At 46.8% G+C, this 16,524-nt stretch carries 15 protein-coding genes and 1 riboswitch; of the genes, 6 read left to right on the forward strand and 9 right to left on the reverse strand.

Annotation, left to right across the window (positions count from 1 at the left end; translation table 11 throughout):
* Nucleotides 1-3: 3 nt before the first annotated feature.
* From thiQ to mpl, 5 genes are all read right to left on the reverse strand, one after another.
* Entirely contained in the window at nt 4-717 is a 714-nt protein-coding gene (gene thiQ / locus ACFFUV_RS21665; RefSeq protein ID WP_390197397.1) for a thiamine ABC transporter ATP-binding protein, read from the reverse strand.
* Entirely contained in the window at nt 711-2,336 is a 1,626-nt protein-coding gene (thiP, locus tag ACFFUV_RS21670) for a thiamine/thiamine pyrophosphate ABC transporter permease ThiP (RefSeq protein ID WP_390197400.1), read from the reverse strand. Before thiP ends, thiQ begins: the two co-directional genes overlap by 7 nt.
* A gap of 8 nt (nt 2,337-2,344) precedes the next feature.
* A complete protein-coding gene (thiB, locus tag ACFFUV_RS21675; protein ID WP_390197403.1) occupies nt 2,345-3,352 on the reverse strand; it encodes a thiamine ABC transporter substrate binding subunit in 1,008 nt (335 codons plus the stop codon).
* Between the two features lie 53 nt (nt 3,353-3,405).
* Nucleotides 3,406-3,523, reverse strand: a riboswitch (TPP riboswitch).
* A gap of 46 nt (nt 3,524-3,569) precedes the next feature.
* On the reverse strand, nt 3,570-4,190 hold the full coding sequence (locus ACFFUV_RS21680) for a flavin prenyltransferase UbiX (RefSeq protein ID WP_390197405.1): 621 nt from the start codon (nt 4,188-4,190) through the stop codon (nt 3,570-3,572).
* A gap of 5 nt (nt 4,191-4,195) precedes the next feature.
* Complete coding sequence (gene mpl / locus ACFFUV_RS21685; RefSeq protein WP_390197408.1) at nt 4,196-5,557, reverse strand: UDP-N-acetylmuramate:L-alanyl-gamma-D-glutamyl-meso-diaminopimelate ligase; 1,362 nt, start codon at nt 5,555-5,557, stop codon at nt 4,196-4,198.
* A 322-nt stretch (nt 5,558-5,879) separates the two neighbouring features.
* Between mpl and fbp the strand changes: the two genes are divergently transcribed.
* Both fbp and ppa read left to right on the forward strand, forming a co-directional pair.
* Nucleotides 5,880-6,899: a class 1 fructose-bisphosphatase gene (fbp, locus tag ACFFUV_RS21690; protein ID WP_390197411.1), complete on the forward strand. Its 1,020-nt coding sequence runs from the start codon at nt 5,880-5,882 to the stop codon at nt 6,897-6,899.
* A gap of 181 nt (nt 6,900-7,080) precedes the next feature.
* On the forward strand, nt 7,081-7,608 hold the full coding sequence (gene ppa / locus ACFFUV_RS21695; protein WP_390197413.1) for an inorganic diphosphatase: 528 nt from the start codon (nt 7,081-7,083) through the stop codon (nt 7,606-7,608).
* Nucleotides 7,609-7,690: 82 nt separating this feature from the next.
* On the opposite strand, the gene ACFFUV_RS21700 is transcribed toward ppa, so the two are convergent.
* The 4 genes from ACFFUV_RS21700 to tamA form a co-directional block, all read right to left on the reverse strand.
* Complete coding sequence (locus tag ACFFUV_RS21700; protein WP_390197416.1) at nt 7,691-8,026, reverse strand: DUF2799 domain-containing protein; 336 nt, start codon at nt 8,024-8,026, stop codon at nt 7,691-7,693.
* 109 nt (nt 8,027-8,135) lie between these two features.
* Nucleotides 8,136-8,483: a gamma-glutamylcyclotransferase family protein gene (locus tag ACFFUV_RS21705; protein WP_390197418.1), complete on the reverse strand. Its 348-nt coding sequence runs from the start codon at nt 8,481-8,483 to the stop codon at nt 8,136-8,138.
* A gap of 44 nt (nt 8,484-8,527) precedes the next feature.
* Entirely contained in the window at nt 8,528-12,304 is a 3,777-nt protein-coding gene (gene tamB, locus ACFFUV_RS21710) for an autotransporter assembly complex protein TamB (protein WP_390197420.1), read from the reverse strand.
* Nucleotides 12,301-14,016: an autotransporter assembly complex protein TamA gene (gene tamA, locus ACFFUV_RS21715; protein WP_390197423.1), complete on the reverse strand. Its 1,716-nt coding sequence runs from the start codon at nt 14,014-14,016 to the stop codon at nt 12,301-12,303. Before tamA ends, tamB begins: the two co-directional genes overlap by 4 nt.
* Nucleotides 14,017-14,135: 119 nt before the next feature.
* Between tamA and msrA the strand changes: the two genes are divergently transcribed.
* The 4 genes from msrA to zrgA all read left to right on the forward strand — a co-directional run bounded on the left by msrA (nt 14,136) and on the right by zrgA (nt 16,522).
* Nucleotides 14,136-14,762 (forward strand): peptide-methionine (S)-S-oxide reductase MsrA, encoded by a 627-nt coding sequence (gene msrA / locus ACFFUV_RS21720; protein WP_390197427.1) that lies wholly within the window; start codon nt 14,136-14,138, stop codon nt 14,760-14,762.
* 145 nt (nt 14,763-14,907) lie between these two features.
* Nucleotides 14,908-15,453 carry a YtfJ family protein gene (locus tag ACFFUV_RS21725; protein WP_390197430.1) on the forward strand — a complete coding sequence of 182 codons (546 nt, stop codon included), beginning with the start codon at nt 14,908-14,910 and terminating at the stop codon, nt 15,451-15,453.
* 82 nt (nt 15,454-15,535) lie between these two features.
* Nucleotides 15,536-15,814 (forward strand): DUF2607 family protein, encoded by a 279-nt coding sequence (locus tag ACFFUV_RS21730; RefSeq protein WP_390197433.1) that lies wholly within the window; start codon nt 15,536-15,538, stop codon nt 15,812-15,814.
* A gap of 51 nt (nt 15,815-15,865) precedes the next feature.
* Nucleotides 15,866-16,522: a zinc uptake protein ZrgA gene (zrgA, locus tag ACFFUV_RS21735; protein ID WP_390197436.1), complete on the forward strand. Its 657-nt coding sequence runs from the start codon at nt 15,866-15,868 to the stop codon at nt 16,520-16,522.
* Nucleotides 16,523-16,524 lie beyond the last annotated feature (2 nt).

Here is a 16,524-nt window from a genome sequence, read left to right on the forward strand (position 1 = left end):
TTTTTATAATTGACCTAACCCCGCGCGGATAAACGCCTGCAATCTCGGATTACCATGTTGCTCCGTCAAGTTGCCCACTTTGTCACTCACCTCAACATGACCTTGGTCGATATACGCAAAATCCGTCGCTATCGCTTTTACGTCACTCAAATGATGGGTCACCATCACCAAGGTAATCTCACGTTCAATCGCTAGCTTATTCACTAAGGCAAGCATATCTTCTCTCAATATAGGATCGAGTGCTGAAAACGGCTCATCAAATAACCAGATAGGATGTGATTGTACAAAGCAGCGGGCTAAAGCAACCCGTTGACGTTGACCTCCCGACAACTGTTCAGGAAGACGTTCCATCAACTCACTCACGCCTACCTGCTTGGCTGCGTCCACCACTTGCTGACGCTGGTCGATGGACAACTTCAAACTGGGACTAAGCCCGAGAGCAATGTTGTCAAATACCGATAAATGGGCAAATAAATTGTGCTCTTGAAATAACATTGCAAAGGGGCGTTGATAAGGAGGCAGGCCGACAACATCACGTTGATTGGCGACAATCCGACCACGGCTTGGTTCAATAAACCCCGCCATCAATGCCAGTAAGGTCGATTTTCCAGCCCCACTCGGGCCAAGTAACGCCACCCGCGCCCCTGCAGTAACACGTAAATCAAAACAGAAATGCTCATTTTGATACTCATAGAGAACGTTATCTAGGGCTAGCATGTTGTTTCCTTTAAACCTGTGTTTGAAGCAATAATTGACGTTTTTCGGGGTTTAATGAGCCATTCCACCAGAGAGAAAACGCCAATACTCAGCAATAACATGACTACCGATACCACCGCGGCCGAAGCCATTTGATAACTCCCCAGCAACTGGAATAAATAGAGCGGTAACGTTTTAAACTCTTGGCTACCAAAAAGCGCGATAGCGCTTAAATCGCCAATCGCAAACATAAAGCAAATCGAAAGCGCTTGCGCGACGGGTTTATGCAAAGCCCGCCATTCCACGACTCGAAAACGCTGCCAACCTTTGAGCCCGAGCGAAGCACACAAATATTGATATTGCTGCTCCACATGCAACATCGGCTGAGCCAAGGTTTTGATAACGTAAGGCAGCCCCATTAATGCATTAACCACAACCACAATCAGCCAAGCCAGTTGAAAGACATCCGTAAATTGACGCAACAAAACAAACAACCCAGTGCTCAATACCAAACCAGGCGTAATTAAGATAATCGCCCCCAGCATCTCAATGCCGTTTGCTCGACGGTTTTTGTCTTGCACACGCCAGCGACGACTGGTGGATAAAATGGCGATGCCCGCACTTAATGCTAAGCCACTCGACATGACGGCCACTTGTAGTGATGCACCAAGTGCAGACCAAAACTCGCTATCTGCCAATACTTTGAAAAATGCCGAGTTGATGCCACTGATAAACACCATCAGCAGAGGTGAAAAAACAAATATCACCGTTATTGTGATGACTCCCATATCCCAAACTCTCACCAACATAGACTCTCGCCCTTTAAACTGGGTTTGACGATAGCTGATACCGTTGATTGGTAAAGGCTTAGCAAAACGCTGAATACTCAAGGCTAAGGTGCCACATAAAAGCATTTGCCACATCGCAAGGAGTGCGCCACTTTGTAAGTCAAAATCAAACTTAATCGCTTGATAAATGGCCAATTCAATGGTCGTAGATTTGGGGCCTCCGCCGAGCGCCATCACCGTCGCGAAACTGGTAAAGCACAGCATAAATACCAACCCACATACCGAAGGTAATTGCTGCCTTAGCCGCGGCCACTCAACCCATTTGAATTTATCCCATGCTGACATGCCCAAATGCGCGCATAACTTATGCTGTTCACCGGGTATGGTTTCCAACGATTGATATAACAGGCGCGTCGCGTAGGGCAAATTAAAAAACACGTGGGCGAGTAGAATCCCGCCGAGGCCATAAATAGAAAAAGGCAGAGTGAAATCGAAATGCTCAAGCCACTTGGCCACAAGACCACTGTTGCCGTAAATCGCTAATAGACCAAAAACGCCAACCAACACTGGCATCACCAGCGTGGTGCCAAATATTTTTATGATCCAGCTCTTCGCCGCGAAGTGACGCCGTGATAACGCCAAAGCGACAGGCAAGGCCCCGCCCACACTAAGCAGCATCGAGAGGAAAGCTTGATAGAAACTGAATTGCGTCACGTGGCGATAATAGCTGTCTTGCCATAAGAAGCTAATATCGCCGAGCGGCGCGCGCATTAACAGCGCACTAAGCGCAGCGATCACCAGCGCTGCAATGACAAAAGCAACGCCGATACCGATTTTAGGTGTTGAGTTCAAAGCGACGCCTATTGAGTGAGCGCATTACGCCATTCACGAATCCAAGCTTTACGTTTTTCTGCAACTTGCTGATCACTGAAACTCAGCGCTTTGCTCGGTATCGTTAAGCTCGAAAATCCTTCGGGTAGCGCGACATCCATCGCGGGATACATCCAGTTGGTCGTAGGAATCACACCTTGAAATTCAGGGCTGAGAATAAACGCCATAAATTGATCGGCAAGCTGTGGATGTGCACTGCTCGCCACCTTCGCTGCCACTTCAACTTGAGTGTAATGTCCTTCACTAAAATTTGCGGCAGCGTAATGATCATCTTGCTCCGCGATTAGATGATAAGCTGGTGAGGTGGTATAGGAAAGCACCATATCCGCCTCGCCCTCTAAAAACATAGAGTAAGCTTCAGACCAGCCTTTGGTTACTGTTACGGTTTTTTGAGCAAGTTGCTGCCAAGCCGCCGGGGATTGATCTCCATAAACCGATTTCATCCATAAAAGCAGCCCCTGTCCTGGTGTTGACGTTCGCGGATCTTGATAAATGATCTTGAGATCATCACGCTTTTCGACCAATTCTTTGAGGCTCGTAGGCGGATTGGAGAGCTGAGTTTTATTGTACACAAACGCGAAATAACCATAATCATAGGGAACGAACACCTCGTCATTCCAACCATTTGGAACCGTAACAGCTTGAGTATCAACTGAATGTTTGGCTAGCAACCCTGTCGATTTGGCTTCACTCATTAAATTATTATCGAGCCCCAACACAATATCCGCTTTAGTACTGCTACCTTCAAGGCGTAATCGGTTGAGAATCGATACCCCATCATCCAGCGTGACAAAGTTAACATCACACCCGCATTTAGCCTCAAATGCTTGTTCGATTTTAGGGCCAGGCCCCCAATCTGAAGCAAAGGAATCATAGGTATAAATGGTTAATGTGTTATCCGCTGCGTTCGCAGAATTAGACACGGCAGCAGTCGCCACCAAGATACTAGTAAGAAGGGTATATTTTACGTGTTTCACGGCTCGCTCTCTTGTTTGAGCGGCACAGGCTTGAGGTTGGGTTGCGTTACTTGCAGGTATCCAGACTCAATTCCTACGCCAGCATTATCTGGTTCAGGTTTACGGGTCCCAAAGCAAGCTTTGATCTCAGCGTCATTCATCTTTGAATGATGAGCCCCCCGATGAGTTGAAACGGCATTGTAAAGGTTAATGTCTGAAATGGCTATAAGTGCAGCCATTAACTGCGTTGATCATACCCCCAACGTGGTACGAGACCTTGCTCAATACCAAGATGGTCCAGCACTCGAGCCACCATAAAATCAACCAAGTCTTCGATACTGGTTGGCTGATGATAAAAACCAGGGGCGGCCGGCATAATGGTGACGCCACGCTTTGCGAGTGTCAGCATGTTTTCAAGGTGAATCGCTGAAAATGGCGTTTCGCGCACAACCAGCACCAGCTGACCTTTCTCTTTAATCACGACATCAGCGGCGCGTTCAATCAAGTTATCGGACATGCCATGGGCGATTGAGGCCACACTACCCGCCGAACATGGGCATACCACCATCCGTTTTGGCGCCGCAGAGCCGGACGCGACAGGGGAGAACCAATCCTCTTTGCCACAAACCACCAATTGCTGAGCATCACACTGAAAATGGTCGACCAACAACTTTTGCGCGGCTTCAGGGTTAGCTGGCAATTGCAACTGATGCTCGGTGGCGAGTACGACTCGCGCAGCAGATGAAATCAGCAAGTAGACGGTATAATCAGCAGCGAGTAAGCTTTCAAGCAAGCGCAGACCATAAGGCGCACCGGATGCGCCTGTCCATGCCAAAGTGATGCGTTTTGAATCTGTCATAGAACTCATCCGTGTGCGGTTGCTAATTGCGTTAACAGCTTGTCATGAATACCTTCAAACCCACCGTTACTCATTACCAATATTTGGTCCCCCGGGTGAGCATGGCGCACAATATCCGCGACAAAATCATCAATCTGGTGACCAACGAAGGCGGGCTGTAAGCAACTTTCAGCAACATCTTTCACTGACCACTCAATGTTATTAGGCTGGAATAAAAATACGCTATCCGCTTTAGCGAGCGAAGCGGCCAGCGTGTCTTTGTGAACTCCACGCTTCATCGTTGCTGAGCGAGGCTCAACCACCGCAATGATTTTTTTATCCCCCACCTTGTTACGTAAACCATCCAAAGTCAGTTCAATGGCGGTTGGGTGATGGGCGAAATCATCGTACAAGGTAACCCCATTGACTTCCCCTTTCAGCTCAAGACGACGTTTAGTATTGATAAAGCGTCCCAGTGCGTCACACGCGAGTTCTGGCGTTACACCAACATGACGCGCCGCAGCGATCGCCATCAGTGCATTATCCACGTTATGATCTCCCACCAAATGCCAATTCACCTGTCCCACTTTCTCATTACTGAGATAAACATCAAACCGCGAACCCTCTTTGGTGATCTTCTCGGCTCGCCAATCCCCTTGCTCACCACTGGTTTCGGTCTCACTCCAGCAACCACGACTTAAAACATCTTGTAACGCCACGTCTTTTTGCGGCATGAGAATGCGACCATTACCAGGAACAGTTCGAATTAAGTGGTGGAATTGCCGCTTGATCGCTTCAAGATCATCAAAAATGTCGGCATGATCGAACTCAAGGTTATTTGTCACAAGAGTGCGAGGGTGGTAGTGCACAAACTTAGACCGCTTATCGAAAAAAGCACTGTCATATTCATCCGCTTCCACGACAAAAAACATACTTTCGCCAAGACGCGCCGATACACCGAAGTTACCCAGTACCCCCCCGACTAAGAAACCGGGTTGATAACCGCAATCTTCTAAAATCCAAGCCAACATACTCGAGGTGGTGGTTTTACCATGGGTGCCTGCCACAGCCAGTACCCAGCGGTCATGGAGTAAAAATTCCTGCAGCCACTGCGGGCCAGAGGTGTAACGAATATTGGTATTGAGAACATGCTCAACACACGGATTTCCTCGACTCATCGCATTACCAATGACGACAAGGTCCGGTTGAGGGTCGAGCTGAGAAGGATCAAACCCTTCAATAATTTCAATACCTTGAGACTCTAAAAGGGTACTCATGGGTGGATAAACATTGGCATCTGACCCTGTGACTTTATGCCCAAGCTGACGTGCTAGTACCGCCGCGCCCCCCATAAAAGTGCCACAAATACCCAAGATATGAATATGCATAGATTTAACCCTGTGAAAAGTCTCAATAACCTGCCCATTATCCCCATACACATCAGAAAAGCGAGTCGCTTTGATCACTCTATTGGCATTCCATGGAGCCATTGCACATTTCGTCAACATGGTGATAACAGCGACTTTTTTATGGCTCAATTTTACTGAAACGTATTTTCAAAAAAAATCAAAAACTGAGATCTCAGTCAGTTACTTCATTACCAATAAAAAGATTCGCCGCTTAAAATCGAATAGGAGGCCGAGCATAACATCCAGTAAGAGATGAGATTACGCCCCACTACCCCCACAATTGTTAATGAAAGGAAAAAACATGTCAGGATTGCGCACCCTTGGCGAGTTCATTGTCGAAAAGCAAGCGGACTTCCCCCACGCAAGCGGTGATCTTTCGTCTCTGTTAGCCTCCATTCGTTTGGCAGCCAAAATCGTCAACCGTGAAATCAATAAAGCAGGTTTGGTTGATGATATTACTGGCGCCGTCGGTACGGAGAATGTACAAGGCGAAGCTCAGCAAAAGCTCGATGTTTATGCAAACGACAAATTTAAATCCGCTTTAGAAGCTCGAGACCAAGTTTGTGGCGTTGCCAGTGAAGAGGAAGATGAAGCTGTTACGTTTAGTAAACAGCTCAACAAAAACGCCAAATACGTGGTATTGATGGATCCACTTGATGGCTCTTCCAACATTGATGTCAACGTCTCAGTTGGTACTATTTTCTCTATCTACCGCCGAGTGTCACCCATTGGAACTCCGCCAACGGAAGAAGACTTTCTTCAGCCAGGTAACAAGCAAGTCGCCGCGGGTTATGTCATTTATGGTTCGTCCACTATGTTGGTTTACACGACAGGAAATGGCGTGAATGGCTTTACTTACGACCCTTCAATGGGGACTTTCTGTTTGTCTCATGAGAATATGATGGTGCCAGATGACGGCTACATCTATTCAATCAACGAAGGCAACTACATTCGTTTCCCTCAAGGCGTCAAAAAGTACATTAAGTATTGCCAAGAAAGCCAACCGGATGAGGGGCGTCCATACACTTCTCGCTATATCGGCTCGCTGGTTGCTGACTTCCATCGTAACCTTCTCAAAGGGGGTATCTATCTATACCCGAGCACCCAAAGCCATCCGCAAGGAAAGTTACGTCTGTTGTATGAATGTAACCCGATGGCATTTTTAATCGAGCAGGCAGGTGGTATTGCCTCAGACGGCAATATGCGCATTATGGACATCGACCCACAAGAGCTACACCAACGTGTGCCGTTTTTTGTCGGTTCGAAAAACATGGTTCGAAAAGTCGAAGAATTCTTGGTTAACTACCCAGATTCGGAATAAGTTCTGATTTTCTTAATACAATTCAAGTTGATCACTTGCAGCGCTTAGCTTCGTCTAAGCGCTTTTTACATAAAACTTGAAACAATTCTCGACATCGTTTATTTACACATCCTACTATTTACGGCTAAAGTGTGCGGTTGTAATTTCAGCCCAAAATAAATTTTCTAAAAGGAAACCTTCGATGAGCTTAAATAACGTACCTGCGGGTAAATCTCTGCCAGATGATATCTACGTTGTAATCGAAATCCCAGCAAACGCTGATCCAATCAAATATGAAGTCGATAAAGATTCTGGCGCGGTATTCGTAGACCGTTTCATGTCTGCTCCTATGTTCTACCCATGTAACTACGGTTACGTGAACCACACGTTATCACTTGATGGCGACCCAGTAGACGTATTAGTCCCTACTCCGCACCCATTGATGCCAGGCTCAGTGATCCGCTGCCGCCCTGTTGGCGTTCTTAAGATGACGGATGAATCAGGTGAAGATGCGAAAGTTGTTGCGGTTCCTCACACTAAGCTGTCTAAAGAATACGATCACATCAATGACGTTGATGATTTGCCAGAGCTACTGAAAGCGCAAATCAAGCACTTCTTCGAGCGCTACAAAGAGCTTGAATCCGGTAAGTGGGTGAAAGTTGACGGTTGGGAAAATGCAGAGTCTGCACGCCAAGAAATCCTAACTTCATACGAGCGTGCGCAAAAATAATTTGCTTCTCGCTTAACGATCAAAAAAGCCAGTCTTCAACGGACTGGCTTTTTTCATTGCGCTCAAAACGAAAACGCGACGTTCAATCGAGACTCGCACCATCATCCCACCATAAGCCTTCTTGATATTCATCGTGGAACGCGGGATCACTGGCGCAAATGCCTTGATAACGATGACCTATCAAACCAAGATGGAAAGCATCCTGCTGGCAAAACTCGCTGCGTCCGAGCTCATAACCATCGCTGTATTCACCATAGGTTGATTGATCAACATCTAACGTGGCATTGATTTGCTTCGCCATGCCATCCATCGCTTGTTGGTAACCGAAGTCATGCCAGCTTTGCTGTGCCATTGGCATAGTCGCTTGAGTGCTACAGCCAGCAAGTACGAGTGCCGCTGCAATTAGTAGTCCTTTCATTTTGTGTTCTCCCATTGATTAGACTTATACAGTATAGGTCTCGATATGTAAGAGATCACAAAATAAATGTAAATGTAACGAAAAGTAACGTAAATTAAGATAAAGCAGATTACACTTTTTGCCGCCAATCTCCTGAATCAATGAGAGATTCCAGATTACTCGCATCTTGATAAAGATAAATCCATGCCAGCCCAAACGGTGTCTCTATCTGCTCACGTCGGTATTCAACCGGAACATCTTCGAGCTTATCAAGCTCAGAAAGCGTCTGATTATCGATAAGATAAACTTCGCCACGAATGGTTTGGTGACCAGGAATCACCGCTGGATATGCCCCCAAATCATACAATGCGTATTCAGGGAGAGTTTGATGTGAACCAAGCAGTTCACTGTGCTCGAGTAAATGGTGATTGCTCTCTCCTTGACGCAATGTCCCATACACAAAAACCAAATGTTGCATAGCTATCCTTAAGAGCCGACTTGGCTTACTACTTGTTCTACACGTTAATCAAATTCAAACTGATATAGCAGGTCAACAGCACTGTCCAGCCCGGACACCGCTTCGACGTATAAATCTTGCATTAGACGATAACGTACCGTGAATTCACCGACGGAATCAAAAATGCCAACGCCATATTTGACCTGTAATCCCGGAAGAATATAACCGCTCACCGTCACTTGTGAATCGTCACCCGCGCCTTCAGTATCCAATTGTAAGTCTTGAACTCCAAAGGCTTCGCCGATTTCACCGACGACTTTACCACTTTGCGCCAAACTCAAACCAATCAATGCGGTTGTCATCGCGCTGCCGCCAGACTCGCTGTCGATATCCTGCCCCCGTAATAGATAAGATAGCGCATTCGCTTGCGGCATGGCGGGATCCGAGAAAATTGTCATCTGCGGTTCATCAGCAGGCCCAGTCACTTTGACTCCGGCAACCACATCATCTTGCGTTGTTTCAGGGTTACGCACCGCAGTGATGTCCACATAAGGCTGATCGACCGGACCATTCATCAAAATTTTCCCCTCACGAATCAGCAAATCTTGCCCAAATGAGGTGTAGGACCCATCAACAATGTTGATTTCACCATTGACCAGCGGTCCACGATCTTTTTGCGCGACCTTAAGTGACCCTTTCAAACCGCTGTTGAGCCCAAACGCAGACAATTTAAAATCATCACCAATATTAATATCAATATTCGTTTCAATATCAAACGGCAGCTTGTCACTATCATTGATTGGCTGCAGTGACTCATCCAGCAAAACTTGATCTTTCGAGACACCTATTGCACTAGGCGGCAATTCTTCAACCGTAATCCGCCCCCAAGGAAGGTTGATTTTACCGTCAATCTTGGCATGTTGTGGCGTTACAGCAATCGTCATATCCGGTTGGACTTGTACTTTAACCATCGGCGGGTAGTCGACTTTAAGGTCATCAGCAAACACGTGAACTTGCGTATCCCAGGCGTTTAAATTTTGCCAATCGGCATCACCATCGACATTCAACTGACCGTCCGGCGTATTAATTTTAGCGCTTAGCTTGGCTTGATAGCCGCTTAAGTCTAAGACGATATCACCCGATTTCACTTCGACGGGAGCGACATCCCCTTCAAACAACAGATCTTCAATTTTGATTTGGCCGAGTACTTTGGGCTGCATCATCGGGCCGCTGATATCGACGTCCGCACTGAGCACCGAGTCCAGTTGACTATATGGGCCCAATAATGGGCTGAGAAACGCAAAACTAAACCGCGATAGATTGAGTTCACCGTCTAACTGCTTGTTCTCAACTTTTAAGTCTGGAATAGTCAGTTTTCCGTTTAAATCCCCATTGTCTGTCACTTGAATGTCCCAATCCGCCATCAGTTTGTTATTTTGGATTTGGGCATTAAATGCCATGCTATCCCAACCCAAGGTCACTGGTTTATCGGCTTTTTGGGTCACCTTTCCTTGTGGCAAGGTCACTTGCGCTTTAAGCTGCGGTGGATTTTGCGGCGTCCACTTAGCCCAAAGATTGGCATCGACACTGCCTTCAATCTTCGTGGTATCAGGAATGAACATCGCTAACTGATTAAAGTTAAACTGCTCAACGCGCAGAGTGGCTTGCCCTGAACTCCCTGCGGTTAAGTCTTTATCGAGACACAGCGCAGAATCGTCTTGACGCCAGCAGTGATGGCCAACACTGACTTCAATTTTTTCGCCGTTATACGCCAGTGGCGTTGCGTGGTTTAAACGCCATTCTCCCTGTTTAGATTCGATTGTGGCACGCTCTAATTCGCCTGACCACACTAAGTTCGGATCGAGTTGCAACTTACCGTTGAGTGCCAAGCTGGTCGACACTAAATTCGAAGCAAGGTCGAATCTCACTTGGTGTTGACTCTGGCCTCCGTTGAAATCAAGAGTCGCCTCACTGACATCAATGTCTTCATACTTTGCGTTATCAATTGTTAGCGCTAACTTACCTTGTGGCGTTGGCATTGGTTTAACTTGGCCGTTAAGCGTTATTTTTTCAACACTTGCTTGATTTTGCCAAGTAACGCTTTCAACCGCTAAGTTCAGCCCGACATCGGGCTCCTGTATTGCGCCTTCAAGCTTAATATCACCGGCCACTTGACCGGTTAAATCCGGAACTGTTTTTGCGAGATCGGGGAAATCCACATTCACATCCATTTGCCACTGATGATCTAATTTCCCTTTGGCTATCAACTGGTTTGGGCCGTGAGCTAGCACTAACTTCGGAGTGTCGATCTCAATGTTACCGTTGCCTTTAAGGTCTTGAGCGTGTGCTTCTCCTTGAATCGTCAAAGGGTAATCACGAAGCACACCTTGAATATTCAGTTCAGGTAAAGACACCTGCCACCCATTGTCCGCCGTAAGATGCCCTTGGGTGCGCAGTTGACCACTGATTGAACCTTCGGCTTGAGGCCACTGTAATCCTGGCTGAATATCGGTTAACTCAAGTTGCGCTTGCCAATTGACCAACTTGGCCCAATCAGCTTTTGCGCTGCCTTTAAGATGCCCCCCTAGGCTATCCACATTCAGTTCAGAAAGCGCAATATGCTGGTCATCGCCCTGTCCATTTAATTTGGCCTTGATGGCTGGAATCGCGGCGCCATCAATCTCACTGTTAAGCGAGAGTTGGTAACCATCCAAATTGCCTTGAATCTGAGCTTGAGTCCGTTGGAGTTGATACTCGCTTTCGCCAACAAGCGGCCATTGAGCATTTACATCACGCAGCGATAACTCAAAGGGTACATTCGCTTTCAGTGCTTCAACATGCCCATTGAGTTTAGCGTGAGCCGGACCCGAAAGATCAGCATTAAGCGTTAAGTCCGCGACACTTCCTGTTGCACTCACAGCAAGCTTTTGACCTTTGGCCATCGGATCTTCAACCTTTGCATTTATCTGTAGATTGAGTGGGTAATCGCCCTTGAGGGTCGCGTTACCTTTCACTAACGCCGTCCCTTGCGGCATAGTGACATCGAGCTGTTTGAGATTGATCGATTGCTGTTTCGCGCTGACGGCTAACTTCAGCTGATTGATCTCAAGCGGCGAAGGGGCTTGCTCCAAACGGAATGACTCAATCACAAAACTGGGTACTTCAACTTGTAGCGGTAAGGTCACCTCCGGCAGTACGAGAGGTTGACGTGGCGACGTCGAAGTTGGAGGATTTACCGCAGGCGGCTCCTTGCTCTCAGCGTCACTAGGTGCCAAGCGTAATGCAATATCCCGCCACTCAGTCGGCTTTAAGCGCAGTAAGTTTCCGGAGAATTCAGCCCCTGTGACCAATTGCTTCCAACTCACCTGATTGCCCAGTAGATTAAGATTAATGTTGCCTAGGGCTAAACGTTGAACCCGCACAGGCAATGGTGCCGTAATCGAACCTAGAGGTTCATCACTTTGCGCCTGATTACTGTCTTCACCAGTCACTGGCAGCTCGGGTAAATTGACGTCAAGACCACGTAGTGAAAGATTATCCACACACAGTGACGGCTCGGTAAGACAGGACAGATTAAGCGCCAGAGATAAGCGCTCAACCTTGGCATCTAAGTTTAGATCTGGGTTGTGATATTCGACGTTATGCAGCGAAAAACTTGGCAACAGAGCGCCTTGCGCCTCACCAATCGAGAGTTCTGGTAACGCTTTATGGACGCCCCAAACCGCCAGCTTTAAGCCGGGAGAAGTAAACATCAGTATCGCGACCAACACCACCAGCACAACGCACAGTGATAATAGACAAAGCGATAGCCACTTCGACCATTTGAGAACCGCTTTGGTCATAGTTCAGGCCCTAAAGAGAAGTGAATTTGAAACTCGTCGCCTGAGTCAGCATCCAGCCCCCAGGCAAAGTCTAAAGCAATCGGCCCGACGGGTGAGCCCCAGCGAATCCCCATACCAACGCCATCTTTCAAAATCGGCTCATCATTAAATGCGTCACCCGTGTCATAAAATAGCGCCGCCCACCAGTTTCCTCCGAGACGATATTGATACTCTAAGGAGTTAGTTAGTAAGTACTTCGCCCCTGTCAACGCGCCACTTGAGTCTCTTGGTGAAATCGATTCGTAACCGTAACCTCTTAAGCTATTGTCACCACCAGCGAAAAAACGCAGCGATGGTGGCAGCTTATCAAACTCTTCAGTTAAGTTTACCCCACCACTAATACGCCATAATCCGCGATGATTTTCGTTCAAACTGCGAATCCACGAACTGCTACCAATAATACGCAATACTGATGTTTCCGATAATGCATAGCGGTCACCGTATTCAAAAGTGACACTCTGTTTATCCCCCCAATACGGCATGGCACTACCACGGGTTCTTGTGCGGCTAAAAGAGAGCCCCGGCATAACAAATTGCCCGGTATCATCTTGCAAACCTTGTTCATAGTTTTCGACCAAGTACCGAATATAAGCGGTCGTGTGCCAACCGGTCTCTTTCACCCAATGACGTTCAAACTGGAGATTCGACTCCAAACTATTGGTGTCGCGATTATCGACTTTTTTCATTCCGTATTGAATGCGATAGTACTGATGAAGCACGTCATCAAGCGGAATACGATACCCTGCGGTAATGGTCTGCTCTGGCTTGGACAGTGAAAAGCTACTATCAAAACTATGCCCACGTGAATTAACCCAAGGTTTGTTCCACTTCAGGGAACCTCTTACCCCAACATCGGTGGAATAACCAATACCCGTTTCCAGTTGATTACGGGATTGCGGTGCAAGCGAGACATTGATGGGTAATTCACGATCATCGCCGAGATCACTGAGATCAGGTTCAACCACTATCGACGAGAACCAGTCGGTGTTGGAAAGGTTTGAGTTAAATTTCCCCACTTTGGAGACCAAATAGGGTTCACCCCGTTTGTAGGGTTGTAGAGAGTGCACTCGATCCAATTCAATTTGGCTACCATCGATATGCGTTTGCCCAAAGTGATAGCGCATGCCGCTGTCAAAATGAAGGCGTAAAAAAGCTTGGTTACGCGGCGGAGAGACCTCCAAGCGACTGGCTGTATACTTGGCATTAAAATAGCCCTTTTTCAACGCCATATTACGCAGTTGTGACTTCAAAGAATCATACTGGCTGTGGTTAAGCACCTCTCCCACTTGGAGTGGACTCCGTTCTATCGCCTGCGTAAAATCTTTGTCTGTTTGGGCTTCGCCAGTCAGTTCAATGTCCAACTCAGCAATACGCGTTGGCTCGCCTAAGTCGATATTAACCGTCAGCGTTTGCTCGGCTTTAGAAAAAACAAAACTGAACGTCGCGTTGTAGTAACCCACAGCGTTGAGTGCTTCGTTAATGCTATCTTGAACTCGAGATTGAAAGCGCAAATCGGCCGAATAGTCTTTTTGCGGAATGGAGGACAGATATACGTCGACATTACGCTGTACGCTGCCATCTAACCCGTTAACAACAAGGTCAATATCTTTCGCATGAGCCATAGTCGACAGACATGAAATCGCGATAAAAACTGGCAATGACTTTGTGAACATGCTTAATTAACGGCTATCCATAGTACGTACCCAAATGATAACGTTAGTCTAATGATAAGTCTGTACGAAAACAGTCAATTAACGTTGTAGATGTAAGAATTAAGAGTAAGGACAGTCACATGCACAAAAAACAAACAATGATTTCGGCTGAAGAAGCCCTTCCTGGACGCACTACGCCTTTAGTTGTCGATGATACGCATTTTATTAACCAAAGTAGTTTAAGCGCACAGCCTCAAGGTGAACAGCAACAAATCTTACTTGGCATGGGTTGCTTTTGGGGAGCAGAGCGTCTCTTTTGGCAACTTGATGGGGTGGTTAGCACCTCGGTTGGCTACGCTGGCGGTTACACACCAAACCCGACTTATGAAGAAGTATGTACAGGTCAAACTGGTCATGCAGAGGTTGTTCGGGTTGTTTTTGATCCTAAGACCATCTCTCTAGAGCAACTGCTGCATCACTTCTGGGAGCGTCACGATCCCACTCAAGGCATGCAGCAAGGCAACGATCTCGGTACTCAATATCGCTCAATCATCTTTACTTACAGCGAAGCGCAACACGAACAAGCACTGGCTTCAAAACAGCAATATCAAACACTACTGGGCGCAGATAAACCGATTACAACAGAAATCCTTCCCGCTGGGGACTATTACTACGCTGAAACCTACCACCAACAATACCTGGCTAAGAATCCAGAAGGCTATTGTGGTTTAGGTGGCACTGGTGTGTGTTTCCCACCAAACCTATAAGCGGCGAGAAGTAACGAAAAAGGAGCGCTTTGTGTGCTCCTTTTTTGATCCTCCTAGCAATCTGCCGGATTAAGCAGCCTGACAAAAACCACTGTAATTCTTTTGTGGTTATACTTTGTGCGCTTATTCAAAAGGAAGCGACATAATGAAAATTAAAACACTACTCTCTCTTTTATTTATCTGCTCTCCCGCCCTAGCGCATAACATCGAACTTGGCCACAACGTACCGAGTGTCAATGTTGACCGCTATGGTGAAGTCATTTTGAAGGGAAAAGACACGGCTTATCAAACTTGGCAAAGCCAGCAGATGACAGGCAAAGTCCGCGTCATTCAGGCAATTGCTGGTCGCAGCAGTGCCAAAGAAATGAATGCGCCACTCATGTCCGCGATTACCGACGCGGATTTTCCTAAGCAGGACTATCAAACCACCACCATCATCAATCAAGATGACGCAATGTGGGGGACTGGTTCATTTGTAAAGTCCTCGGCTGAAGACAGTAAACAAGAGTTTTCTTGGTCATCTATTGTGTTGGATGAAGATGGTGTTGTTGCAAGTACTTGGCAACTCAAACCGGAATCATCAGCGATTGTCGTGCAGGACAAAAAGGGCCAAGTGTTATTTGTCAAAGAAGGTCCATTAAGCGATGCAGAGATTGAACACGTCATCAAACTAGTAGGGCAAAGCTTGTAATTTTATAGAAGTTTTTGCGGCAACCACTAAGCTGTTATAGTATAACAGCTTAGTGTCTAGCGTATGGCGATGGTTTGATAAAGTGAAATTAAAAACAGTAAAGCTGCTTAGCGTTTGTGCAGTACTACTTACACTGTGGCTTAATTTCGCTGCTATTGAGCATAACTTAGACCTCGTGGCTGAGCATCATCTTCACCACGATTGTCAGCTGTTTGCTAACGCGCAACATGCAACCTGTAACGGCAGTTTCATCTGGCATGATAACTCTGTTCCCGAGCGTCACTCCCATACACAAGAAACCCTCTCAGCATTTGCCACCTACTTTAACTACCAACCCCGCTCTCCTCCGTTATTTGTTTGACATCTTAACTTGCTATAACCACTTTAAAATACAAACAAATAAGGAAATGATATGTCTTCGTACACATCACTAGCACTGGCAATTGGGCTGGTAGTAAGCACCAGCGCCCTGGCCAACGAAGAATACCGCCAGCATGAAGCTCATGTACATGGTCACGTCGAATTGAACATTGCGCAAGATGGCAACGAACTTTTAGTTGAAATTACCGCGCCGGGTGCTGATGTTGTTGGGTTTGAACACCAGCCAAACACCGATGAGCAACAGCAGCAACTCGAGCAAGCCATTGCGCTGTTAAATCAACCGAACAATGTCTTGCAGCTGAGCCAGCAAGCTGACTGCCAGCTTGAACATCACGAAGTAAGGCATACACTTGCTGGTGAAGCACATCACGACGAAGACCATGATCATGATGAACACCATGACCATGATGAGCTCCATGAAGAAGAGCATGATTCTCATCATCACGATGACGCACATGAGCATGAGCATGAGCATGAGCATGAGCATGAGCATGAGCATCATGGTAGTCACGGTTCATTTAGTGTGGAATACCATTATCAATGTGGTGATTTTAATCAACTCAAACAGATTAATACTTCATGGTTTACGCACTTCACACACACAGAAAAACTGGACGTTAATCTGCTCACCGATTCGCTACAAACAGCCCTGTCTCTAACCCCAGACAATACGGTGATTAAGTTGTAATT

This window comes from Vibrio olivae (assembly GCF_042428525.1).
In the GTDB taxonomy this organism is placed as follows: Bacteria; Pseudomonadota; Gammaproteobacteria; order Enterobacterales; family Vibrionaceae; genus Vibrio; species Vibrio olivae.

Bases quoted from the DNA above. Each gene is read 5' to 3' on its own strand.
- thiQ (WP_390197397.1), bottom strand. From the start codon at position 717: ATGCTAGCCCTAGATAACGTTCTCTATGAGTATCAAAATGAGCATTTC.
- ACFFUV_RS21680 (WP_390197405.1), bottom strand. From the start codon at position 4,190: ATGACAGATTCAAAACGCATCACTTTGGCATGGACAGGCGCATCCGGT.
- mpl (WP_390197408.1), bottom strand. From the start codon at position 5,557: ATGCATATTCATATCTTGGGTATTTGTGGCACTTTTATGGGGGGCGCG.
- fbp (WP_390197411.1), top strand. From the start codon at position 5,880: ATGTCAGGATTGCGCACCCTTGGCGAGTTCATTGTCGAAAAGCAAGCG.
- ppa (WP_390197413.1), top strand. From the start codon at position 7,081: ATGAGCTTAAATAACGTACCTGCGGGTAAATCTCTGCCAGATGATATC.
- ACFFUV_RS21700 (WP_390197416.1), bottom strand. From the start codon at position 8,026: ATGAAAGGACTACTAATTGCAGCGGCACTCGTACTTGCTGGCTGTAGC.
- ACFFUV_RS21705 (WP_390197418.1), bottom strand. From the start codon at position 8,483: ATGCAACATTTGGTTTTTGTGTATGGGACATTGCGTCAAGGAGAGAGC.
- tamB (WP_390197420.1), bottom strand. From the start codon at position 12,304: ATGACCAAAGCGGTTCTCAAATGGTCGAAGTGGCTATCGCTTTGTCTA.
- tamA (WP_390197423.1), bottom strand. From the start codon at position 14,016: ATGTTCACAAAGTCATTGCCAGTTTTTATCGCGATTTCATGTCTGTCG.
- msrA (WP_390197427.1), top strand. From the start codon at position 14,136: ATGCACAAAAAACAAACAATGATTTCGGCTGAAGAAGCCCTTCCTGGA.
- ACFFUV_RS21725 (WP_390197430.1), top strand. From the start codon at position 14,908: ATGAAAATTAAAACACTACTCTCTCTTTTATTTATCTGCTCTCCCGCC.
- zrgA (WP_390197436.1), top strand. From the start codon at position 15,866: ATGTCTTCGTACACATCACTAGCACTGGCAATTGGGCTGGTAGTAAGC.